The organism is Alphaproteobacteria bacterium RIFCSPHIGHO2_01_FULL_41_14 (assembly GCA_001767855.1).
Lineage (GTDB): Bacteria > Pseudomonadota > Alphaproteobacteria > UBA7879 > UBA5542 > 2-01-FULL-41-14.
Genome location: MEMF01000002.1, coordinates 682,717 through 698,789 on the forward strand (window position 1 = coordinate 682,717; position 16,073 = coordinate 698,789).

Genomic DNA, 16,073 nt, shown 5'->3' on the forward strand with positions numbered 1-16,073 from the left:
AATGGCAGTTATCATAAAAAAGACAGCAGAACTAAAGGCCACCGTCGCAAAGCCTGCAAAGACCTTAAAAACTTATGCCACCGGCCGTCGGAAAGACGCCGTTGCCCGCGTTTGGATTAAACCAGGCTCTGGAAAAGTATCGGTAAACAATCGGGATTGGGAGTCTTATTTTGCTCGCCCCGCTTTACGAATGATTATCAATCAGCCCTTCTCCGTTGCCCAACGCGCTGGCCAATACGACATTATCTGCACCATCATGGGGGGCGGATTGTCTGGTCAAGCCGGGGCCTTGCGTCACGGTATCAGCCGGGCCTTGGCAAGCTACGAACCTGATCTACACTCTTTGTTGAAGTCCAATGGATTTCTGACGCGAGACAGTCGTGTGGTGGAACGTAAAAAATACGGTCGCGCCAAAGCACGTCGTCGTTTCCAATTCTCGAAGCGTTAATTTTATGATAGGCTACCCCTGGATCCTCTATTTGGGGTGCCCTTAAAATTAAGAAGCCTTTTTTTTATTTCATATGACACGGAGAAACCCAGATGAATGGATTTAAAATAATAGTCTTAGGAGCAATCGTCACACTGAGCCTTGGTCACGCCGCCATGGAGGAGGATTCTTCAGCCGCAACGTGCGACGGGGAAAAAACTCCAACAAGACACGTTGAATCCTCCGCAGGAGACTCTGCCCCTCAAACAGAATCGAAAAAATATTACCCGGATATGGTACAGTATTTTCTCAAATCAGATAGTTGAATGTGCATTAGAAAATTGCTCTTCCTTTTTGCCTATATTGGGTATAAATTAATTTAAGCTATAATTTTTAGAGTATTCCATGTCTATTATTTCAAGATTTTTTCGTTTTATGTCTTCCGATATGGCCATTGACTTGGGCACCGCCAACACCCTTGTCTATGTCAAAGGAAAAGGCGTTGTTCTCGATGAACCGTCCGTGGTGGCCGTTTCCACAATCGGGGGTAAAAAACAAGTTTTAGCCGTGGGTGAAGAAGCCAAAATGATGGTGGGTAGAACGCCCGGGCACATCCAAGCTATCCGACCTTTGCAAGACGGCGTGATCGCCGATTTTGATGTGGCGGAAGAAATGATTAAACATTTTATTCGCAAAATTCACAATCGTATCATGCTTGCCCGTCCTCAAATTATTATTTGTGTTCCCTCTGGCTCCACAGCCGTTGAACGCCGGGCTATCCAAGAATCCGCTGAAAGTGCCGGGGCTCGCTCTGTGTTTCTCATCGAAGAAAGCATGGCCGCTGCCATTGGCTCTGGCCTGCCTGTCACTGAACCAACGGGTTCCATGGTAGTCGATATCGGCGGAGGCACCACCGAAGTTGCCATCATCTCTCTCGGCGGCATTGTTTACGCCAAGTCAATCCGCGTAGGCGGAGACAAAATGGACCAAGCCATCATCTCGTATGTGCGGCGCAACTATAATCTTTTGATCGGGGAATCCAGCGCTGAACGCATTAAAAAAGAAATCGGATCCGCCTCGTTAAAGCCCTCTCAAGAAAAAGAAATGAAAGTCAAAGGCCGAGATCTGATGAATGGTATCCCTAAAGAAATCACGATCCGCTCAAAAGATGTGGCAGAAAGTTTAGCAGAACCTGTGGCGGCCATTGTGGATGCCGTCAGAATGGCCCTTGAAAATACTCCTCCAGAATTATCTTCTGATATTGTTGATAAGGGCATTATGCTCACGGGCGGAGGCGCTTTGCTGAGAGATTTAGATAAAGTTTTAAGAAAAGAAACACACTTACCTGTATCTGTGGCCGAAGATCCGCTCTCTTGCGTTGTCTTAGGCACGGGATATGCCTTAGAGCATATGGACGTATTAAAGGATGTGTTGGTTTCAGAGGTATAATCCGCGCACTAACCTAGAGGAGGGGGCCTCTTGAGCTTAGACAAAAATGGAGCATCCAAATTTTATGTTAGAAAACCGTTTTTAAAACAGGTTAATTCTACTTTTCATGCGTATCGCCAGCTGATTCTATTTTTATTTCTATGCTTTGTAGCTCTTTTTATCCTGATCATTTCTATTTCAAGCCATGTTTTTGCCCAAAAAACGCGTCTCTTTTTAATGGAGATGATGCATCCCATCGCAAAGCTGTCAAATGCCCCTTCTGAAGGGATAAAAGACGCCAGAGAAAAAGTGGGGGACTGGATTTTCGCGTATGACCACTTACAAGCCCTCAAAAAAGAAAATCAGCAATTAAAGGATCGGGAAGCTTATTACCAAACCCTTAAAGCTGAGAATGCAGAGCTTCGCCAGATTTTGCATGTGGTTAAGAGCCATGAACGTCAATTTAAAACAGTCCCCGTCATTTCTTATCCAGGGAAACCTTTTGTAAAAAGTATTCTGCTCGAAGCTGGACAACAGCAAGGAATTGAGCCTCAAAAAGCGCTCATTACCAGTGATGGCCTTGTGGGACGCACCATTGAGTCTTCCCCCACCTTAACCCGGGGTCTTTTAATCACGGACTTAAACTCGCACATTCCCGTTATTGTGAAACCCTCGAATCACCACGCCATTTTAATCGGAGACAATACAGACAAACCTCTTCTAAAATACTTGCCCTACAATGTGGAGTTGAAGAAAGGGGACACAGTGGAAACCTCTGGGAAAGGGGGTGTGTTCCCCTCGGGCATCCCCGTGGGTGTGGTGGATTCCTTTTCTGACGGTGAAGCCACCGTAAAACCTTATGCGAATTTAGATTCCTTATCTTTTGTTCACGTCCTTAGCTATAAACTTGGGGAATTTTCTTCAAAGGTTGAATAGCCATGATTATTTTTTCGGACGTCGCAAAAAATGTCTTTTTTATAAAGCTCAAAATTATTGGATCTCTTTTAATTGCGGCCTGTATTGATCAGTTTAATTTTTTTCATTTGGTGCCCCTCCAACCTAATTTTTTCTTTTTAACTCTCTATTTTTGGTGTTTCTTTTTTAACCACTATTTATCCTTTACGCTGGTTTTCCTTTTTGGACTTTTGGTTGACCTCATGGGAGGGTCCTTTCTAGGTGAAAACACGCTAACCTTTATTCTGCTCTATGGATCGATCTCCTTTTATCAAGAGCATTATTCAAAAGATCCGGATCTCGAGTGGAACATTCTCTCCGTCGCCGTGGGGTCACTGACCATCTTTCAAATTCTTATGCTTTCCCTTATTCATCAACGTTTTGTGTTCTCCTGGAGACACTTAGTGGAAAATGGCCTTATGTTTGTCTTCTACCCGTGCATAAAATATGGTCTTCATTGGTTGATGAAAGAAAGAAGGTCCTCATGATTCCTCATGGCCAATCTTCTTTTTTTCAGCGACTTACGTACATTGGATGGTTTCAAGTTTTTGTGGTGTTTGTCATCGTTATTCGCCTTTTCATTTTACAGGTTTTATACTCTGACGAATACAAAACATTAGCGGAAGAAAATCGTACCCGCATTCGGGTAAACTTTGCACCGCGCGGGTATATTCTAGATCGATGGGGAGATCCCATTGTGAAGAATATAAAAAGCTATAACGCTTTGATTGTGCCTCAAGAATGCGGAGACCTTTCCAAGGCTTTAGAGACCATGACTTCCATTCTGAACCTCAGTTCGGAAGAAAAAAATGCCATTCTTAAAAAAGCAAAAATCCAGCCCCGATTCATTCCTTTATCCCTTAAAACCAATCTCAACTGGGATCAAGTGGCCAAGCTTGAACTACATAATACCGAATTCCCGGGCATTTATACGGAAGAAGGTCGGGCGCGAGATTATCTTTTGAATGACCATGCGTCTCACGTGATTGGGTACATTTCCTCCCCGAGCCGTAAGGAAGCGGAAAAAAATAAGCTCTTTATGATGCCTGGGGCCAAAATTGGCAAGAATGGCATCGAGGGGTATTACGAACAAGAAATTCGGGGAGAAATTGGTCAACGGTCCATAGAAGTTAATGCAAGAGGTCGCATCATCCGCGAACTCAAAAACACTGCCCCAAAGTCAGGCAACAACTTTTATTTAACCCTTGACAAAGAACTCCAAGATTATGTAAGCAATCTGCTCGCCCCTTACAAAAGTGCCGCCGCCATTGTTTTAGATGTGCATACAGGGGAAGTTTTATCCATGGTCTCTTCCCCCGGATATACACCATCTTTGTTCTTTAATGGCATTGCCCACGAACCGTGGAAACAATTGGTTAACAGCCCCTATGCCCCCATGATCAACAAAGTTATCTCCGGTCAGTATAGCCCGGGTTCTGCCTTCAAAGTAGTGATTGCTTTGGCCATTCTCGAAGCAGGTATTAGCCCTGAAGAAAAAATTTCTTGCCCTGGCTTTATGATGTTGGGCAAGCATCGGTTCCACTGTTGGCAACATCACGGGCATGGAGCGGTTAATCTCGCCCAGGCTCTGGCCCAATCTTGTGACGTGTATTTTTATCAAATGATGCGACGTCTCAAAATAGAAAATGTTTTGAAAATTGCCCAAAAACTAGGTGTTCATCAAAAAACGGGTATTGACTTAGAGGGAGAGCAAGAAGGATTTATTGCCACCCCTGAATGGAAAAGAAAAGTCAAAAAAGAACCCTGGTATGCGGGAGACTCCGTTCTAACCGCCATCGGGCAAGGATATGTATTGATGACCCCCCTTCAAATGGTTACCATGATGGCTCAACTGGCCAATGGAGGGTATAAAATTCGTCCCCATCTTAAATTGCAGAAACCAGAGGCTGAGGCGTCGGGAAAAGAGTCGCTTGATCTTAACCCTAATCACATTCAATTTGTGTTGAATGGCCTCTCTGAGGGGGTAAATGACCCCAAAGGCACGTCATATAGAGCCCGCATCACGGAAGAAAAATATAAAATGGGAGGTAAAACGTCCACCGCCCAAGTCCGACGCATCAGTATGCAAGAACGGCTGGAGGGTGTCAGACAATCCAGTGCCCTTCCTTGGCACTTACGGGATACGGCTGAATTCATTGGGTATGCCCCCGTCGATAACCCCCGTTATGCCGTTGCTGTGATTGGGGAGCACGAAGGGTGGGGAAGTGTGTTTGGGGCTCCTAAAGCACGAGACATCTTATATAAAACACAGCAGATTATGGACCGCAAAGAACTCCTCAAACAGGAGACCTCTCCCCTGACACCTAAAACAGGAAGCCCTCATGTACAGTGATTTTTTATCCCCGGTGGATCGTCTCCGAAGCCTAAACTTACCCGTGATTGCTCTTATTACACTCTTAGCCATCATTGGATTCTTGATGCAGTACTCAGCGGGAGGGGGGTCTCTTCTGCCCTGGGCTCTGCCGCAGATTGTTCGTTTTATGGTGGGGTTTGGGCTCATGCTTTTTATTGCCAGCACAGATTTGGAATGGTGGTTTAAAAAAGCCTATTTTATTTATGGCATAACGTTTGCTCTTCTCCTTTTAGTAGAAGCCGCCGGCATGGTGGGGAAGGGGGCTCAGAGTTGGCTGGATTTATATTTCTTTAAACTGCAGCCCTCCGAGTTCCTCAAAGTATCTCTCGTGCTTGCTGTTGCGGCGTATTTTCATCGCTATTCATCGGATGACATTTACAAACCTTCCCAATTGATTTTGCCCCTCTTAATGATTCTGTTACCCACAGCCTTGGTTTTGAAGCAGCCAGATCTGGGAACGGCCCTGCTTATCGCAATGATTGGATTTTCCTTATTTTTTGCCGCAGGTGCCCACATTTATTATTTTGCCGGGTTGTCCATTCTATTTTTAGCGGCCATTCCCTTTGCTTGGAATTTTTTGTTGAAATTTCACCAAAAAAATAGAATTTTAACGTTTCTCAGTCCTGAAAAAGACCCTCACGGCACAGGGTATCATATTCTACAATCAAAGATTGCCATTGGTTCGGGAGGCCTTTTTGGCAAAGGATACTTTCATGGCACACAAGGATACCTTAACTTCCTGCCCGAAAAACAAACGGATTTTATTTTTACACTTTTTTCAGAAGAGTTTGGCCTGTTTGGATCACTTTCACTTCTGTTCCTTTATGCCTTGCTGATTGTTCAATGCTATAAGATTATCTTAAAAAATCGCAGTAAGTTTGGACAGCTGGTTAGTCTTGGTATCATGATGACCATCTTTATTTATGTAAGCATTAATATCGCCATGGTCATGGGGTTGGTGCCCGTGGTGGGGGTTCCCCTTCCCATGGTGTCTTATGGAGGGTCCTCCATGATTACCATCATGATTGGGTTTGGGCTTTTGCTGAATACGGACGTGAACCACAAGACAAAGGTATCGAAGTATTAAAATTCCCAGGACGGAGTTCTCTGATAAGGATAGCCCCAAATTCTGAGAATGATTTTCAAAAGCCTAAAATAACTTCTGTCCTTTGGGCACAGCAGGCTCTGCTGTCACCAGACACACGGCTCCTGTTTCATCAGCGAACCCCACCAACAAGAACTCGGACATAAAGCCCGCAATGTTCCGAGGAGCCAGGTTAATGCATCCCACCACGAGACGACCCATGAGGCTCTCTGGCGTATAATGGACAGTCACTTGGGCAGAGGTTTGTTTGATGCCGATGGCCGGCCCAAAATCCACCCATACTTTATAGGCAGGCTTTTTGGCTCGTGGAAAATCTTCCACTTTTATCACCACACCAGACCGTAATTCAACTTTTTCGAACTCTTCACAACTAATGATATTCATTGTTTTTCCTTAAAATTTGTTTGATGTCACTCCCTCGACCATTTCCCGTCACTTCATGTCATTTCCGCGAAGGCGGGAATCCAGTTCTTCTCTTTACAATTTTCTTGACTGAATCATTTCCTGGGCCCCCGCCTGCGCGGGGGTGGCAGGAAGGAAATACGGGGGTGTCAAGAGTGAAAACCAGAGGAGGCCAGTTTTTTACTTTTCTTGGCCATCCTTTGAACACTTTCATAGAGAGGGTTTTGAATAATCTCCTCTAAAGGCACCCACGCCAACGCCAAGGATTCTCGCGGATTTATCTTTAAAGCAGCATCGGAAGGAGCCTGCAACAGAAAACGAATATCATAATGAAAATGTTCTGGCACGGACTGCCGCGCGAGGATGAGGTGCACATCCACATCAAAGATGTCATTGGATAAGACTTTAAGCGCCAGAATGCCAGACTCTTCCTGGGCCTCCCGCAAAGCCACATTTAGAATGTGACTATCTCCCTCTGCATGCCCTCCCAGCTGCAGCCATAGTCCCAGCTTGCGATGATGCACCAATAAGGCCGCTTCCATGGTTTCATTCACGATCCACGCAGAGCCTGTGACATGGCCGGAAAGATGAGATCGACAAAAACAATCCTCATTTTGATCTACGAATGTTCTGATTCTGTTTGTGGCTTCCAGCTGGAGAGGATCATTTTGACAATGCTGTCCATACCTGGTGAGCTTTGCCCGCAGCCACTCTCGGCTTTCGATCATGTAGGATCCTTAAGCGTACTTTTCAGCATCCATATGGTTTTTTGATGCTGCTCAATCTGCCCCAGCAAAATATCTGCCGTGCCCACATCTGTCATTTTTTCCGCCACCTTCATGGTTTTCTGCATAGAGTCAATCAAGATATCATACCCGCTCAGCAAAATTTTAATCATTTTTTCGGAGGGAATTCCGAGTTCCTCCACTTGGGGTACATTGGAAAGATCCTCAAACTCTTTAAAACTGCCGGGGGCATAGGCGCCAAGCCCGCGAATTCTCTCGGCCAACACATCCGCATAGTCTGCCAAAATTTCATACTGCTTTTCAAACATCAAGTGAAGTGCTGGAAAATCAGGTCCTTCCACATTCCAATGGCATTTCTGTGTGTTTAAATACAAGGTGTAGGTTTCAGCCAAGCACTGAGACAGTCCGTTGATCGCCGCATTCTTCATTTGAATCCTCCATTAAATTTCAACTTAAAATATACGTGTTTTCCCTTGTTAAAGAAATGAAAAAAGTTAGGGTGGGGGTAGATGGTGCTCTTTCTGAACGATACGCTAGATCATTTCTTTCATGAACAAAGAGAACGGTTCATTCTTTGGGTACCCGTTGGCATTGGGGTGGGTATTTTGGCCTACTTTTCTTTTACCCCTTTTTGTCACGTTTCCTGGTTTTTAATAGGAGGGATAGGTCTCCTCAGTGCGGCGTTGACGGTTCTTTTCTCAACGTTTTTCAAACTCCGCATCCTCCTCCTGGGCCTCTTCTGTATCAGCCTGGGCTTTATGGCCAGTCACATTCGAACTCTTGTTGCCACCACCCCAATCTTGAACACCTCCCTGGAAGACCCTGTCTGGGTGAGGGGGACGATTGTGGACATATCCCAAGGTGTTAATCAAAAGAAGCTGATTCTCTCTGTGGAGCACATTCAAAAAGTGATTCAAAACCCGCCGAAGAAGATTCAGCTGATTTACCGCGCCAAAAGAGAAAAGGAGAAAGTCTTACACCCTGGGGATTTTATAGAACTCAAAGCGAAATTAGAATGCCTCCAGGGCCCCCTCGTCCCGGGTGGGTATGATTTCAGGCGGCAGGCTGTTTTCAAACAAATTGGCGCCCAAGGATATGTGGTGTACATCCACCGGGTAACACATCCCCAGAAGAACTCTTTCTTTGCGCTTCTCGACCATTATCGTCTGACCCTCACCCAAAAATTTCTCAAACATCTGCCGGGGCAAGAAGGCGCCATGGCCGCCGCCCTCATCACCGGTGATACGGCGAGTCTCTCGAAGGAGGTGCGAACAGCTTTTGCGGACTCAGGCACGGCTCACATTTTGGCCATCTCCGGGCTACATCTTAGCCTCATTGGAGGACTCCTGTTGGCCCTCACGCGGTTTTTAGTGGGGTTCTGCCCCCCCTTGATCCTGCGCATTCCTGCCAAGAAGATTGCGGCTGTCTTGGCCCTTGTGGGCGCATTGGGGTATTTATATCTCTCCGGGTGTCGGGTCCCCACCCAACGGGCCTTCATTTCCTTTGGGCTCATGATGCTCGCCATCTTGATTGATCGGAATCCGCTCTCCATGAGACTCGTTGCTGTGGCCGCCACCTGCATTCTGTTGATCTCGCCAGAAGTTCTGTTTACCCCCAGCTTTCAGCTTTCCTTTGCCGCCGTGGTGGGGCTCATCGCCTTTTACGAAAGCGTTCAGATTCAAACCTACAACAAATCCCGCATTCATAAATTTTTAGTCTATGGCGTGGGCATTCTGTTCTCGAGCGTGGTGGCGTCAATCGCCACACTTCCCTTTACCATTTATCACTTTTACAAATTCACCCTGCAATCCATCAGCAGCAATTTGTTGATGATTCCGCTGTTGAGCCTTTGGGTGATGCCCTTGTGTTTGGGGTTCATTGGCCTCTCCTGGTGGCCATTGGGCGAGCAAGTCTGTGTTTTTTTCTTAGGCAAAGGCCTCGCGTTGATGATCCATATTGCGGAGGTGTTCTCTAATCTACCAGGCTCCCTCCTTTATCTGCCCGGGTTTTCCAGGGCGGCCTTTGCGCTGACTGTTTTTGGGGGACTGATTTTGTGTTTGTTCACCGGAAAAGTCAGATGGAACGGAGTAGGACTGTTGGTACTTGCCGTAGGATACACCTTTCTTTTTCCCAAACCAACACCCATTCTGTTCATTGCAGAGGGGGGTAAAAATATTGGCATTGTGCATCAAAATCATTTGTTTCTGTCGTCACCTCGAACGGATACGTTTCTAGCCACCGTATGGTCAGGATATGTGGGCATCCCCCCGAATCACGTGCATGCCCTCAAGCAGAAAAAAGCCCATCCCTTGATGCCACCTATTATCTGGCAGGGAAAAAGTTTTTTGGTGACATTGGAAGACCTGACCATTGGCTATGAGAAAACGGCGGAAGATGTGGCCTGGCTTAGGGAAAAGAGCGACGTGTTGGTGGCACCGAAAGGGCAGATTGTCAAAGGCGAGGGGGCCGTACCCACATTTCTTGTGGATGAAGAGATCGCGTCCCACGGCAGCCATATATTTTACCGGCATCCTAATCGCATGATGCGTGCACGGTAGGATCCCTATTCTGTAGACTGAACAAACTCCAGCAGCTTCTTCTTGGCGATTTCTTTTGCCCGTGAGCCGCCGCTGTCTTCCATTTTCTTATCATCTTCGATGTAATGCACAAACAGAACCTTCCGGTCACCCTTTTGAATCCAGCCGATAAACCAACCCATCTTTAAGTCGCCCTGAGACCCATCCGGCTTTGGTACACGCCCACTCCCCGTTTTTTCGTAAAGCTTCCAGCCAGGGGCGAGATCCTCAACGAAAAGAAGGTGACGCGTTAATCTTTGCGCTTTCGCACTCACCGGTAATTTATCATTGAGAAGCTTTTCCAGAAAAGCCAATTGCTCCAATCCCGAAATTTTCAGAGAGCTTGAAAGCCACGACTCTGTGAGGCCATTGTTTTTACCTTTATCTCCTGAAACATCCTGATTGCCATAGTCAAACTGGGCAAGGTAGGCTTTGAACTTTCGCAAACCGATTTTTTGTGTAATCAGTTGGGAATACCAAACACACGTATTTTTTATCCAGCTGGTGGGATTTTGAGGCCTTTTCCAAATTTCATACCAATCAGCATATCTTTGTTTAAACGGCCATTCAGGCGTCACCGCATCGATGAGAATGCCGTCATTGTATCCCATTAAACTGATGGGAATTTTAAAGGTAGAGCAGGGGGCATGACGCTCTTTACAATTTCCCTCTTGCTTTAGAATATAGCCCTTCTCAGAGAGAAGAAAACATTTCGTCTCTGAGAATCCTTGAACCCCGCAGAGCAATACACTCAAGAAAAAGAAAAGAAAAAATTTCATGGAAGGTTATTTCCCGAATAATTTGTGCAAATACGGCTTACCAGAATCGCAAAGAGGAAATACCACCACATCTTTTTCTGTCAGAGTGTTAGCAATCTTCATCACACCCAAAGCCGCCGCGCCTGAGCTGAATCCCACCAAATGCCCATAGGTGTGGCAAAGAGTACGGGTCATCTCAAAAACGTCCGCGTCTGCCACGGGAATCACATCATCAATCACCGAAAAGTCGATGAGATCGCTAGGGGCATCAATGCCAAAGGCTTCCACGGCATACGGGCGAGGGGATCCTTTGGTGGAATGAAACGATGTTTCTGGATCCACCGCATAGATTTTAATATTCTTGTTTTGTTCCTTCAAAAAACGTCCGGCCCCCGAGACTGTGCCCGCCGTTCCAGCTGCTGCGACAAAATGGGTGACTTTGCCCTGGGTTTCCCGCCAAATCTCAGGACCAATCCCATAATAATGGGCCAGGGCATTGTCTGGATTGTGAAACTGGTCGGGCATGTAAGCACCTGTCTCTTTGGCGATTTTGTGTGCTTGCTTATAATATCCTCGGGGATCCTTCTGATCCGTGACCATTGGGCAAATCACCACTTCTGCACCATAGGCCTTGAGGGTATCAATCTTTTGCTGAGCCGTTTTATCAGAGAGGGTAATGATCACCCGATATCCTTTCAGTCGCCCAATCATGGCAAGGGCAATGCCCATGTTTCCCGAAGAGGGCTCCACAATCACGCCCCCCCGCTTAAGCTTTCCTTGATTTTCAGCCTGTTGCACCATATAAAGCGCCGAGCGATCTTTGATGCTGCCAGCCGGATTCATATATTCCATTTTGGCATACACAGAGGCCGCACACGGCAAGGGTATTTTTACCAAAGGTGTATTACCAATCACATCCAGTATTGAATTAAACGTCGTCATAAATACCTTGAAAGCTTAAGCAGATTGAGAATCTGTGTCTTCTTCTTCTAAAGAATCTTCCGTGACAGGGGGTTGTCCCGCCTCAAAAGAAGTTGATTCTCCTGTGCTAGGTTCCTCTAAAGAAGGCTCACCACTGTCTTCTTCATCAGTCGCAGCGCTTTCTGGCTCCGCTTGAGAAGTAACATCTGGTGTGGGTGTAGGAGCAGGAACAGCAGGAGGCTCCGCATCCACAGTTTCGGCTATATCAGGTGTGGCAAGACTTAGGAAAACCCCCATTATCATAAATACAAAAACATACCTGAACATTCTTTATCCCCTTCCATTCAAGCATACGCCTAATCTTAGCGTTCTCATTTGTTTTTTACAACCACACATGATAAAGATTTTTTCTTCATGGAATTACACAGCTTCTGGGCTTCTGTTTTTGAGGCAAACCGACCGACGCGCGTGGTGTATTGCTTCCTTTTCAATCGCACAGAATTCCCCAATCTCGTAAAAAAGTTCTGTTTTTTGAAAAGGTGGCGATGCTCTTTCTTTAACTGTTTATTAAAAGAGATGGCCTGTTTACGCGTCCTGAAGGCCCCCGTTTGCACCGCCCAATAATGGACTACCCCTAAATCCTGACGCACATGGTGAATTTTGCGCTCGGCTTCCCGAATCTGTGCGAGTGTCGGTCTTTGTTTTTCAAGCAGGTAAACCATTAGCAAATCACGACGATGAAAAGACGACTCTCCCATCACCACCCCAATGACGTGTCGGTCTTCTAGTTTCTGAGAGGCGATTAAACAATGACGAGCAACCTGCGTATATCCCGTTTTCATGCCGTCAACGCCCTGGACAGTTCCTAAAAGTTTATTGGAGTTTTTATATTTTCTATTGTGGAAATAAAAATAGGGGGTGGAGAAAAAATAGGCATACTCGGGATGATCCTTTAAAAGATGGCGCGCTAGCTTTGCCAAATCACGGGCAGTACTGAATTGTCTTGGATGAGGAAGGCCAGCTGGATTATCAAATTGTGTGTGTTCTAAGCCGATTGCACGCGCCTTCTTATTCATCATGGCTACGAAAGCCTGTTCACTTCCCGCAATATGCTCGCCCAGGGCGATGGCTGCATCATTGGCTGATTTTATAATAATCGCTCGGAGAGCCTGATCCACCGTGATACTAGCCCCTGGCTTGTGGTACAGTTTAAAGTTGGGCATGTTGGCCACAGAGTTGGGCGTAATAGTTATCCACTCATCCAAAGAAAGTTTCCCAGCCTTCAGCTGATCAAAGGCAACGTAAGCTGTCATAATTTTTGTCAAAGAGGCCGGATAACGCACCAGATCTGGGTTGTGGGAGACAATCTCTTGTCCTGTCTTTGCATCAATCAAAATGGAGGAAGGGGTAGAAAACAAAAGCGTAGGAAAAAAGAAAAAAAGTAAAATTGATACACGTCTTTTCATGAAATAGTCTGTCTCTAATTCTTTATATTTTATGTTTTCCTAATATTCATTAGAAAACATCTCATTTATTTCTGCAAGGTCTTTTGAATCCGGGTAAACAATTATTTTTATTGAATCCTTCAAACTACTTGTTATATGATAAAAGCATAAGAACAGGGAAGCACAATGACAAAAAAAACAAAAAAAAATCCGTCTTGCTATCATGTGATCTTACTGGGGGATGATAGAACACCAACTGATTTCATCGCAGAAATTTTGGTTACCTTATTCCGCAAAAAAGAAAAGGAAGTATTACGCATTATTGCAGATGCTCATACTAAGGGAGAAGCCATTTGTGGCACTTACTCGTTAGAAATTGCGGAAACAAAATCAGCTGAAGCTGTAGAATGGGCCCGGCGCCAAGAGTTTCCTCTGCAATGCCGCATGGAGAAAGCATAAAAGGGAGCGACCATGATTTCAAGTAGACTGGAAACCACTTTGCAAAAGGCGATCGAGTTTGCCAAGATAAATCGCCATGAATATACCACTTTAGAGCATCTTTTGATGGCATTGCTTGACGATGAAGATGCAGCGGAAGCCTTTAAAGAAAGTGATGTTAAAATTGATAAAGTCCGCAAAGAACTCGTAGACTATCTCAAGGAACAAGACCTGGCCTTGCCAGGATCTGCCCCCATTGAGACACGTGTCACCATCGGATTTCAACGCGTTCTGCAACGGGCTTCCCTTCAGGCGGATAATGAAGAAATCAATGCCATTCATCTCCTTATTTCTTTGTTTAGCGAGAATGAATCGTACGCCGTCCACGTTATGGAGAAGCAACACATCACCCGTGTAGATCTTTTGAATCATCTTGCCGAAATGAGCAAGAAAAACTCCCGACAGAAAAAAGAAGTCCCCCAAGAATCGCCCCACCATACGGAAACACCGAGTGATGTGACCACGGCAGATGCTGACCCAGGTATTGTGGAAAAATTTTGTACCAACCTCAACAAAATGGCTCTCAACGGAGAAATTGAACCCGTCATTGGGCGCGAGGAACCCATTCAACGTATCATCCATATTCTCTGCCGCAAGGAAAAGAATAATCCTTTGCTTTTGGGGGATGCTGGCGTTGGAAAAACGGCTCTGATCGAAGGGCTTGCCCTTAAAATTGCCAGAGGAGATGTCCCTCCTGCGCTTCAGAATGCAAAAGTATTTGCGCTTGATATGGCAGGACTCGTAGCCGGTACTAGATTCCGAGGCGATTTCGAAGAACGTTTCAAAGGGATTTTGAAAGGATTAGAAGAGGAAGACAAAGCCATCCTTTTCATCGACGAAGCACACATCATGGTCGGAACAGGCTCGGTTCAAGGAGGCTCCATGGATACCTCCAATATGCTGAAGCCAGTGCTTTTGCATGGGAAGGTGCGCTGTATCGCTGCCACCACCTTTAAAGAATATAAAACACATCTAGAGAAAGATTCCGGCTTGTTAAGACGGTTCCAAAAAGTAGAAATTAACGAACCTTCCGTCTCAGAAAGCATCGTGATTCTAGATGGGCTCAAAGAAAACCTCGAAACCTACCATAATGTAAAGTATAAAGACGACACCATCCAAGCGGCGGTTGAGCTTTCCGTTCGTCACCTCATGGACCGACGGCTACCCGACAAAGCCATCGATATTTTGGATGAAGCCGGCGCTAAAAAACGCCTGGAAGCCGATAGTGACACAAAAACGTTGTCCATTACCTGCAAAGACGTGGAAGAAGTGGTAGCCCGCATGGCCGCCATTCCACCAAAACAAGTATCCCAAGATGATCGAAAAGTTTTGAAGAACTTAGAAAAAGAACTTAAAACGTTCGTGTTTGGCCAGGATGTCGCTGCCAGCGCCTTGGTGCACTCCATTAAGCTATCGCGATCAGGCCTCCGAAGCCCTGAGAAACCCATTGGATGTTACTTATTCTCCGGACCTACAGGCGTTGGTAAAACAGAAATATGTAAACAACTGAGCGCCACCCTTGGGATGCCACTCATTCGTTTTGACATGTCGGAGTACATGGAAAAGCACAGTATTTCAAAGCTGATCGGAGCTCCTCCAGGATACGTTGGGTTCGAACAGGGCGGTGCCTTAACAGATTCTGTGAGCAAGACACCCCACTGTATTATCTTGCTAGACGAAATTGAAAAGGCTCACAGTGACATTTACAATGTGCTGCTGCAATTAATGGATTACGGTATTGTAACCGATCACCATGGCAATTCGGTAAACTATCGCAACGTGATCTTGGTGATGACCACCAATGCCGGGGCGACAGAACTTTCCAAGCATGGGGTTGGGTTTGGCAACGAGAAACGGGAGGGGGAAGATGAGTCCGCTATTCAACGCATTTTCTCGCCCGAATTCCGCAACCGTTTGGATGCCATCATCCCCTTTGCCTCTCTAACTTCAGATATTATGGAAAAGATCGTGGATAAGTTTCTGAACGAACTTAAAAAACAATTGGATGATCGCGACATTAATTTGGCCATCTCCAAAGAAGGCAAAAGATGGTTACGTGACCATGGGTTTGATCCGGTCTATGGTGCTCGCCCCTTGGCCCGCACCATTGATGAGTATGTGAAGAAGCCACTGGCTGACCAAATCTTGTTTGGGAAATTGCAAAAGGGCGGCACGGTGGAAGTGTCGGTGAAAAAAGACCAGCTTGTTCTTGAATATTTCAAGATTTGTTCCCAAACAAAGAAGAAAGAAAAAGCCCTTGAGCTCAGCGAAATTAGCAAAGCCCAAGTAAGCTATAAACGGAAGTAGGAGAGAGAAGAGGGGGCGCTTTTGCTCTTCTTTATTTTGGTTTAAACTCTACAAACAGTTAGAGACTTCATATTTCTGGGTTCTTTTGTCTTGTAAAATCATGAAATATCCCCCTAGAATTAAGGGCAAAGT

17 protein-coding genes are annotated in these 16,073 nt (G+C 45.7%); 10 read left to right on the top strand and 7 right to left on the bottom strand.

From position 1 onward, the window contains the following. Nucleotide 1: 1 nt before the first annotated feature. The 7 genes from A2621_03370 (at nt 2) to A2621_03400 (ending at nt 6,270) form a co-directional block, all read left to right on the top strand. Nucleotides 2–448 (top strand): 30S ribosomal protein S9, encoded by a 447-nt coding sequence (locus tag A2621_03370; GenBank protein OFW89900.1) that lies wholly within the window; start codon nt 2–4, stop codon nt 446–448. Between the two features lie 92 nt (nt 449–540). Then, nucleotides 541–753 carry a hypothetical protein gene (locus tag A2621_03375; GenBank protein OFW89901.1) on the top strand — a complete coding sequence of 71 codons (213 nt, stop codon included), beginning with the start codon at nt 541–543 and terminating at the stop codon, nt 751–753. Between the two features lie 85 nt (nt 754–838). Then, nucleotides 839–1,876: a rod shape-determining protein gene (locus tag A2621_03380; GenBank protein OFW90134.1), complete on the top strand. Its 1,038-nt coding sequence runs from the start codon at nt 839–841 to the stop codon at nt 1,874–1,876. A 30-nt stretch (nt 1,877–1,906) separates the two neighbouring features. Next, nucleotides 1,907–2,791: a rod shape-determining protein MreC gene (locus A2621_03385; protein OFW89902.1), complete on the top strand. Its 885-nt coding sequence runs from the start codon at nt 1,907–1,909 to the stop codon at nt 2,789–2,791. A gap of 2 nt (nt 2,792–2,793) precedes the next feature. Next, nucleotides 2,794–3,297: a hypothetical protein gene (locus tag A2621_03390; protein ID OFW89903.1), complete on the top strand. Its 504-nt coding sequence runs from the start codon at nt 2,794–2,796 to the stop codon at nt 3,295–3,297. After that, a complete protein-coding gene (locus tag A2621_03395; GenBank protein ID OFW89904.1) occupies nt 3,294–5,162 on the top strand; it encodes a penicillin-binding protein 2 in 1,869 nt (622 codons plus the stop codon). Before A2621_03390 ends, A2621_03395 begins: the two co-directional genes overlap by 4 nt. Beyond that, entirely contained in the window at nt 5,152–6,270 is a 1,119-nt protein-coding gene (locus A2621_03400; GenBank protein ID OFW89905.1) for a rod shape-determining protein RodA, read from the top strand. Before A2621_03395 ends, A2621_03400 begins: the two co-directional genes overlap by 11 nt. A 63-nt stretch (nt 6,271–6,333) precedes the next feature. Here the strand turns inward: A2621_03400 and A2621_03405 are convergent, their stop codons facing one another. The 3 genes from A2621_03405 to A2621_03415 all read right to left on the bottom strand — a co-directional run bounded on the left by A2621_03405 (nt 6,334) and on the right by A2621_03415 (nt 7,864). Further along, entirely contained in the window at nt 6,334–6,672 is a 339-nt protein-coding gene (locus tag A2621_03405) for a tRNA-binding protein (protein ID OFW89906.1), read from the bottom strand. 167 nt (nt 6,673–6,839) lie between these two features. Then, nucleotides 6,840–7,418, bottom strand: a complete 579-nt coding sequence (locus A2621_03410) for a hypothetical protein (GenBank protein OFW89907.1) — start codon at nt 7,416–7,418, stop codon at nt 6,840–6,842. Then, on the bottom strand, nt 7,415–7,864 hold the full coding sequence (locus A2621_03415) for a hypothetical protein (protein OFW89908.1): 450 nt from the start codon (nt 7,862–7,864) through the stop codon (nt 7,415–7,417). Before A2621_03415 ends, A2621_03410 begins: the two co-directional genes overlap by 4 nt. A gap of 81 nt (nt 7,865–7,945) precedes the next feature. Here A2621_03415 and A2621_03420 point away from each other — a divergent pair, with 81 nt between their 5' ends. Then, nucleotides 7,946–9,994 carry a hypothetical protein gene (locus A2621_03420; GenBank protein OFW89909.1) on the top strand — a complete coding sequence of 683 codons (2,049 nt, stop codon included), beginning with the start codon at nt 7,946–7,948 and terminating at the stop codon, nt 9,992–9,994. A gap of 5 nt (nt 9,995–9,999) precedes the next feature. Here A2621_03420 and A2621_03425 read toward each other — a convergent pair whose 3' ends face one another. The 4 genes from A2621_03425 to A2621_03440 are packed head-to-tail and all read right to left on the bottom strand — an operon-like array spanning nt 10,000 to nt 13,157. Further along, nucleotides 10,000–10,791, bottom strand: a complete 792-nt coding sequence (locus A2621_03425; GenBank protein OFW89910.1) for a class D beta-lactamase — start codon at nt 10,789–10,791, stop codon at nt 10,000–10,002. A gap of 6 nt (nt 10,792–10,797) precedes the next feature. Next, a complete protein-coding gene (locus A2621_03430; GenBank protein ID OFW89911.1) occupies nt 10,798–11,712 on the bottom strand; it encodes a hypothetical protein in 915 nt (304 codons plus the stop codon). Nucleotides 11,713–11,727: 15 nt separating this feature from the next. After that, on the bottom strand, nt 11,728–12,018 hold the full coding sequence (locus A2621_03435) for a hypothetical protein (GenBank protein ID OFW89912.1): 291 nt from the start codon (nt 12,016–12,018) through the stop codon (nt 11,728–11,730). A gap of 44 nt (nt 12,019–12,062) precedes the next feature. Continuing rightward, nucleotides 12,063–13,157 (bottom strand): hypothetical protein, encoded by a 1,095-nt coding sequence (locus A2621_03440; protein OFW89913.1) that lies wholly within the window; start codon nt 13,155–13,157, stop codon nt 12,063–12,065. Nucleotides 13,158–13,322: 165 nt separating this feature from the next. On the opposite strand from A2621_03440, the gene A2621_03445 reads away from it, so the two are divergent. Together A2621_03445 and clpA are read left to right on the top strand one after the other, a co-directional pair. Continuing rightward, the gene (locus tag A2621_03445; protein ID OFW89914.1) at nt 13,323–13,595 is read left to right on the top strand and encodes a hypothetical protein; all 273 of its coding nucleotides are present in this window, start codon (nt 13,323–13,325) and stop codon (nt 13,593–13,595) included. Between the two features lie 12 nt (nt 13,596–13,607). Then, nucleotides 13,608–15,941, top strand: a complete 2,334-nt coding sequence (gene clpA / locus A2621_03450; protein ID OFW89915.1) for an ATP-dependent Clp protease ATP-binding subunit ClpA — start codon at nt 13,608–13,610, stop codon at nt 15,939–15,941. Nucleotides 15,942–16,073 lie beyond the last annotated feature (132 nt).

What these genes read in the sequence shown, in the direction of transcription:
- A2621_03370 (OFW89900.1), top strand. Translation starts at nt 2, where the DNA reads ATGGCAGTTATCATAAAAAAGACAGCAGAACTAAAGGCCACCGTCGCA.
- A2621_03445 (OFW89914.1), top strand. Translation starts at nt 13,323, where the DNA reads ATGACAAAAAAAACAAAAAAAAATCCGTCTTGCTATCATGTGATCTTA.
- A2621_03415 (OFW89908.1), bottom strand. Translation starts at nt 7,864, where the DNA reads ATGAAGAATGCGGCGATCAACGGACTGTCTCAGTGCTTGGCTGAAACC.
- A2621_03390 (OFW89903.1), top strand. Translation starts at nt 2,794, where the DNA reads ATGATTATTTTTTCGGACGTCGCAAAAAATGTCTTTTTTATAAAGCTC.
- A2621_03400 (OFW89905.1), top strand. Translation starts at nt 5,152, where the DNA reads ATGTACAGTGATTTTTTATCCCCGGTGGATCGTCTCCGAAGCCTAAAC.
- A2621_03420 (OFW89909.1), top strand. Translation starts at nt 7,946, where the DNA reads ATGGTGCTCTTTCTGAACGATACGCTAGATCATTTCTTTCATGAACAA.
- A2621_03425 (OFW89910.1), bottom strand. Translation starts at nt 10,791, where the DNA reads ATGAAATTTTTTCTTTTCTTTTTCTTGAGTGTATTGCTCTGCGGGGTT.
- A2621_03395 (OFW89904.1), top strand. Translation starts at nt 3,294, where the DNA reads ATGATTCCTCATGGCCAATCTTCTTTTTTTCAGCGACTTACGTACATT.
- A2621_03410 (OFW89907.1), bottom strand. Translation starts at nt 7,418, where the DNA reads ATGATCGAAAGCCGAGAGTGGCTGCGGGCAAAGCTCACCAGGTATGGA.
- clpA (OFW89915.1), top strand. Translation starts at nt 13,608, where the DNA reads ATGATTTCAAGTAGACTGGAAACCACTTTGCAAAAGGCGATCGAGTTT.
- A2621_03375 (OFW89901.1), top strand. Translation starts at nt 541, where the DNA reads ATGAATGGATTTAAAATAATAGTCTTAGGAGCAATCGTCACACTGAGC.
- A2621_03440 (OFW89913.1), bottom strand. Translation starts at nt 13,157, where the DNA reads ATGAAAAGACGTGTATCAATTTTACTTTTTTTCTTTTTTCCTACGCTT.
- A2621_03430 (OFW89911.1), bottom strand. Translation starts at nt 11,712, where the DNA reads ATGACGACGTTTAATTCAATACTGGATGTGATTGGTAATACACCTTTG.
- A2621_03435 (OFW89912.1), bottom strand. Translation starts at nt 12,018, where the DNA reads ATGTTCAGGTATGTTTTTGTATTTATGATAATGGGGGTTTTCCTAAGT.
- A2621_03405 (OFW89906.1), bottom strand. Translation starts at nt 6,672, where the DNA reads ATGAATATCATTAGTTGTGAAGAGTTCGAAAAAGTTGAATTACGGTCT.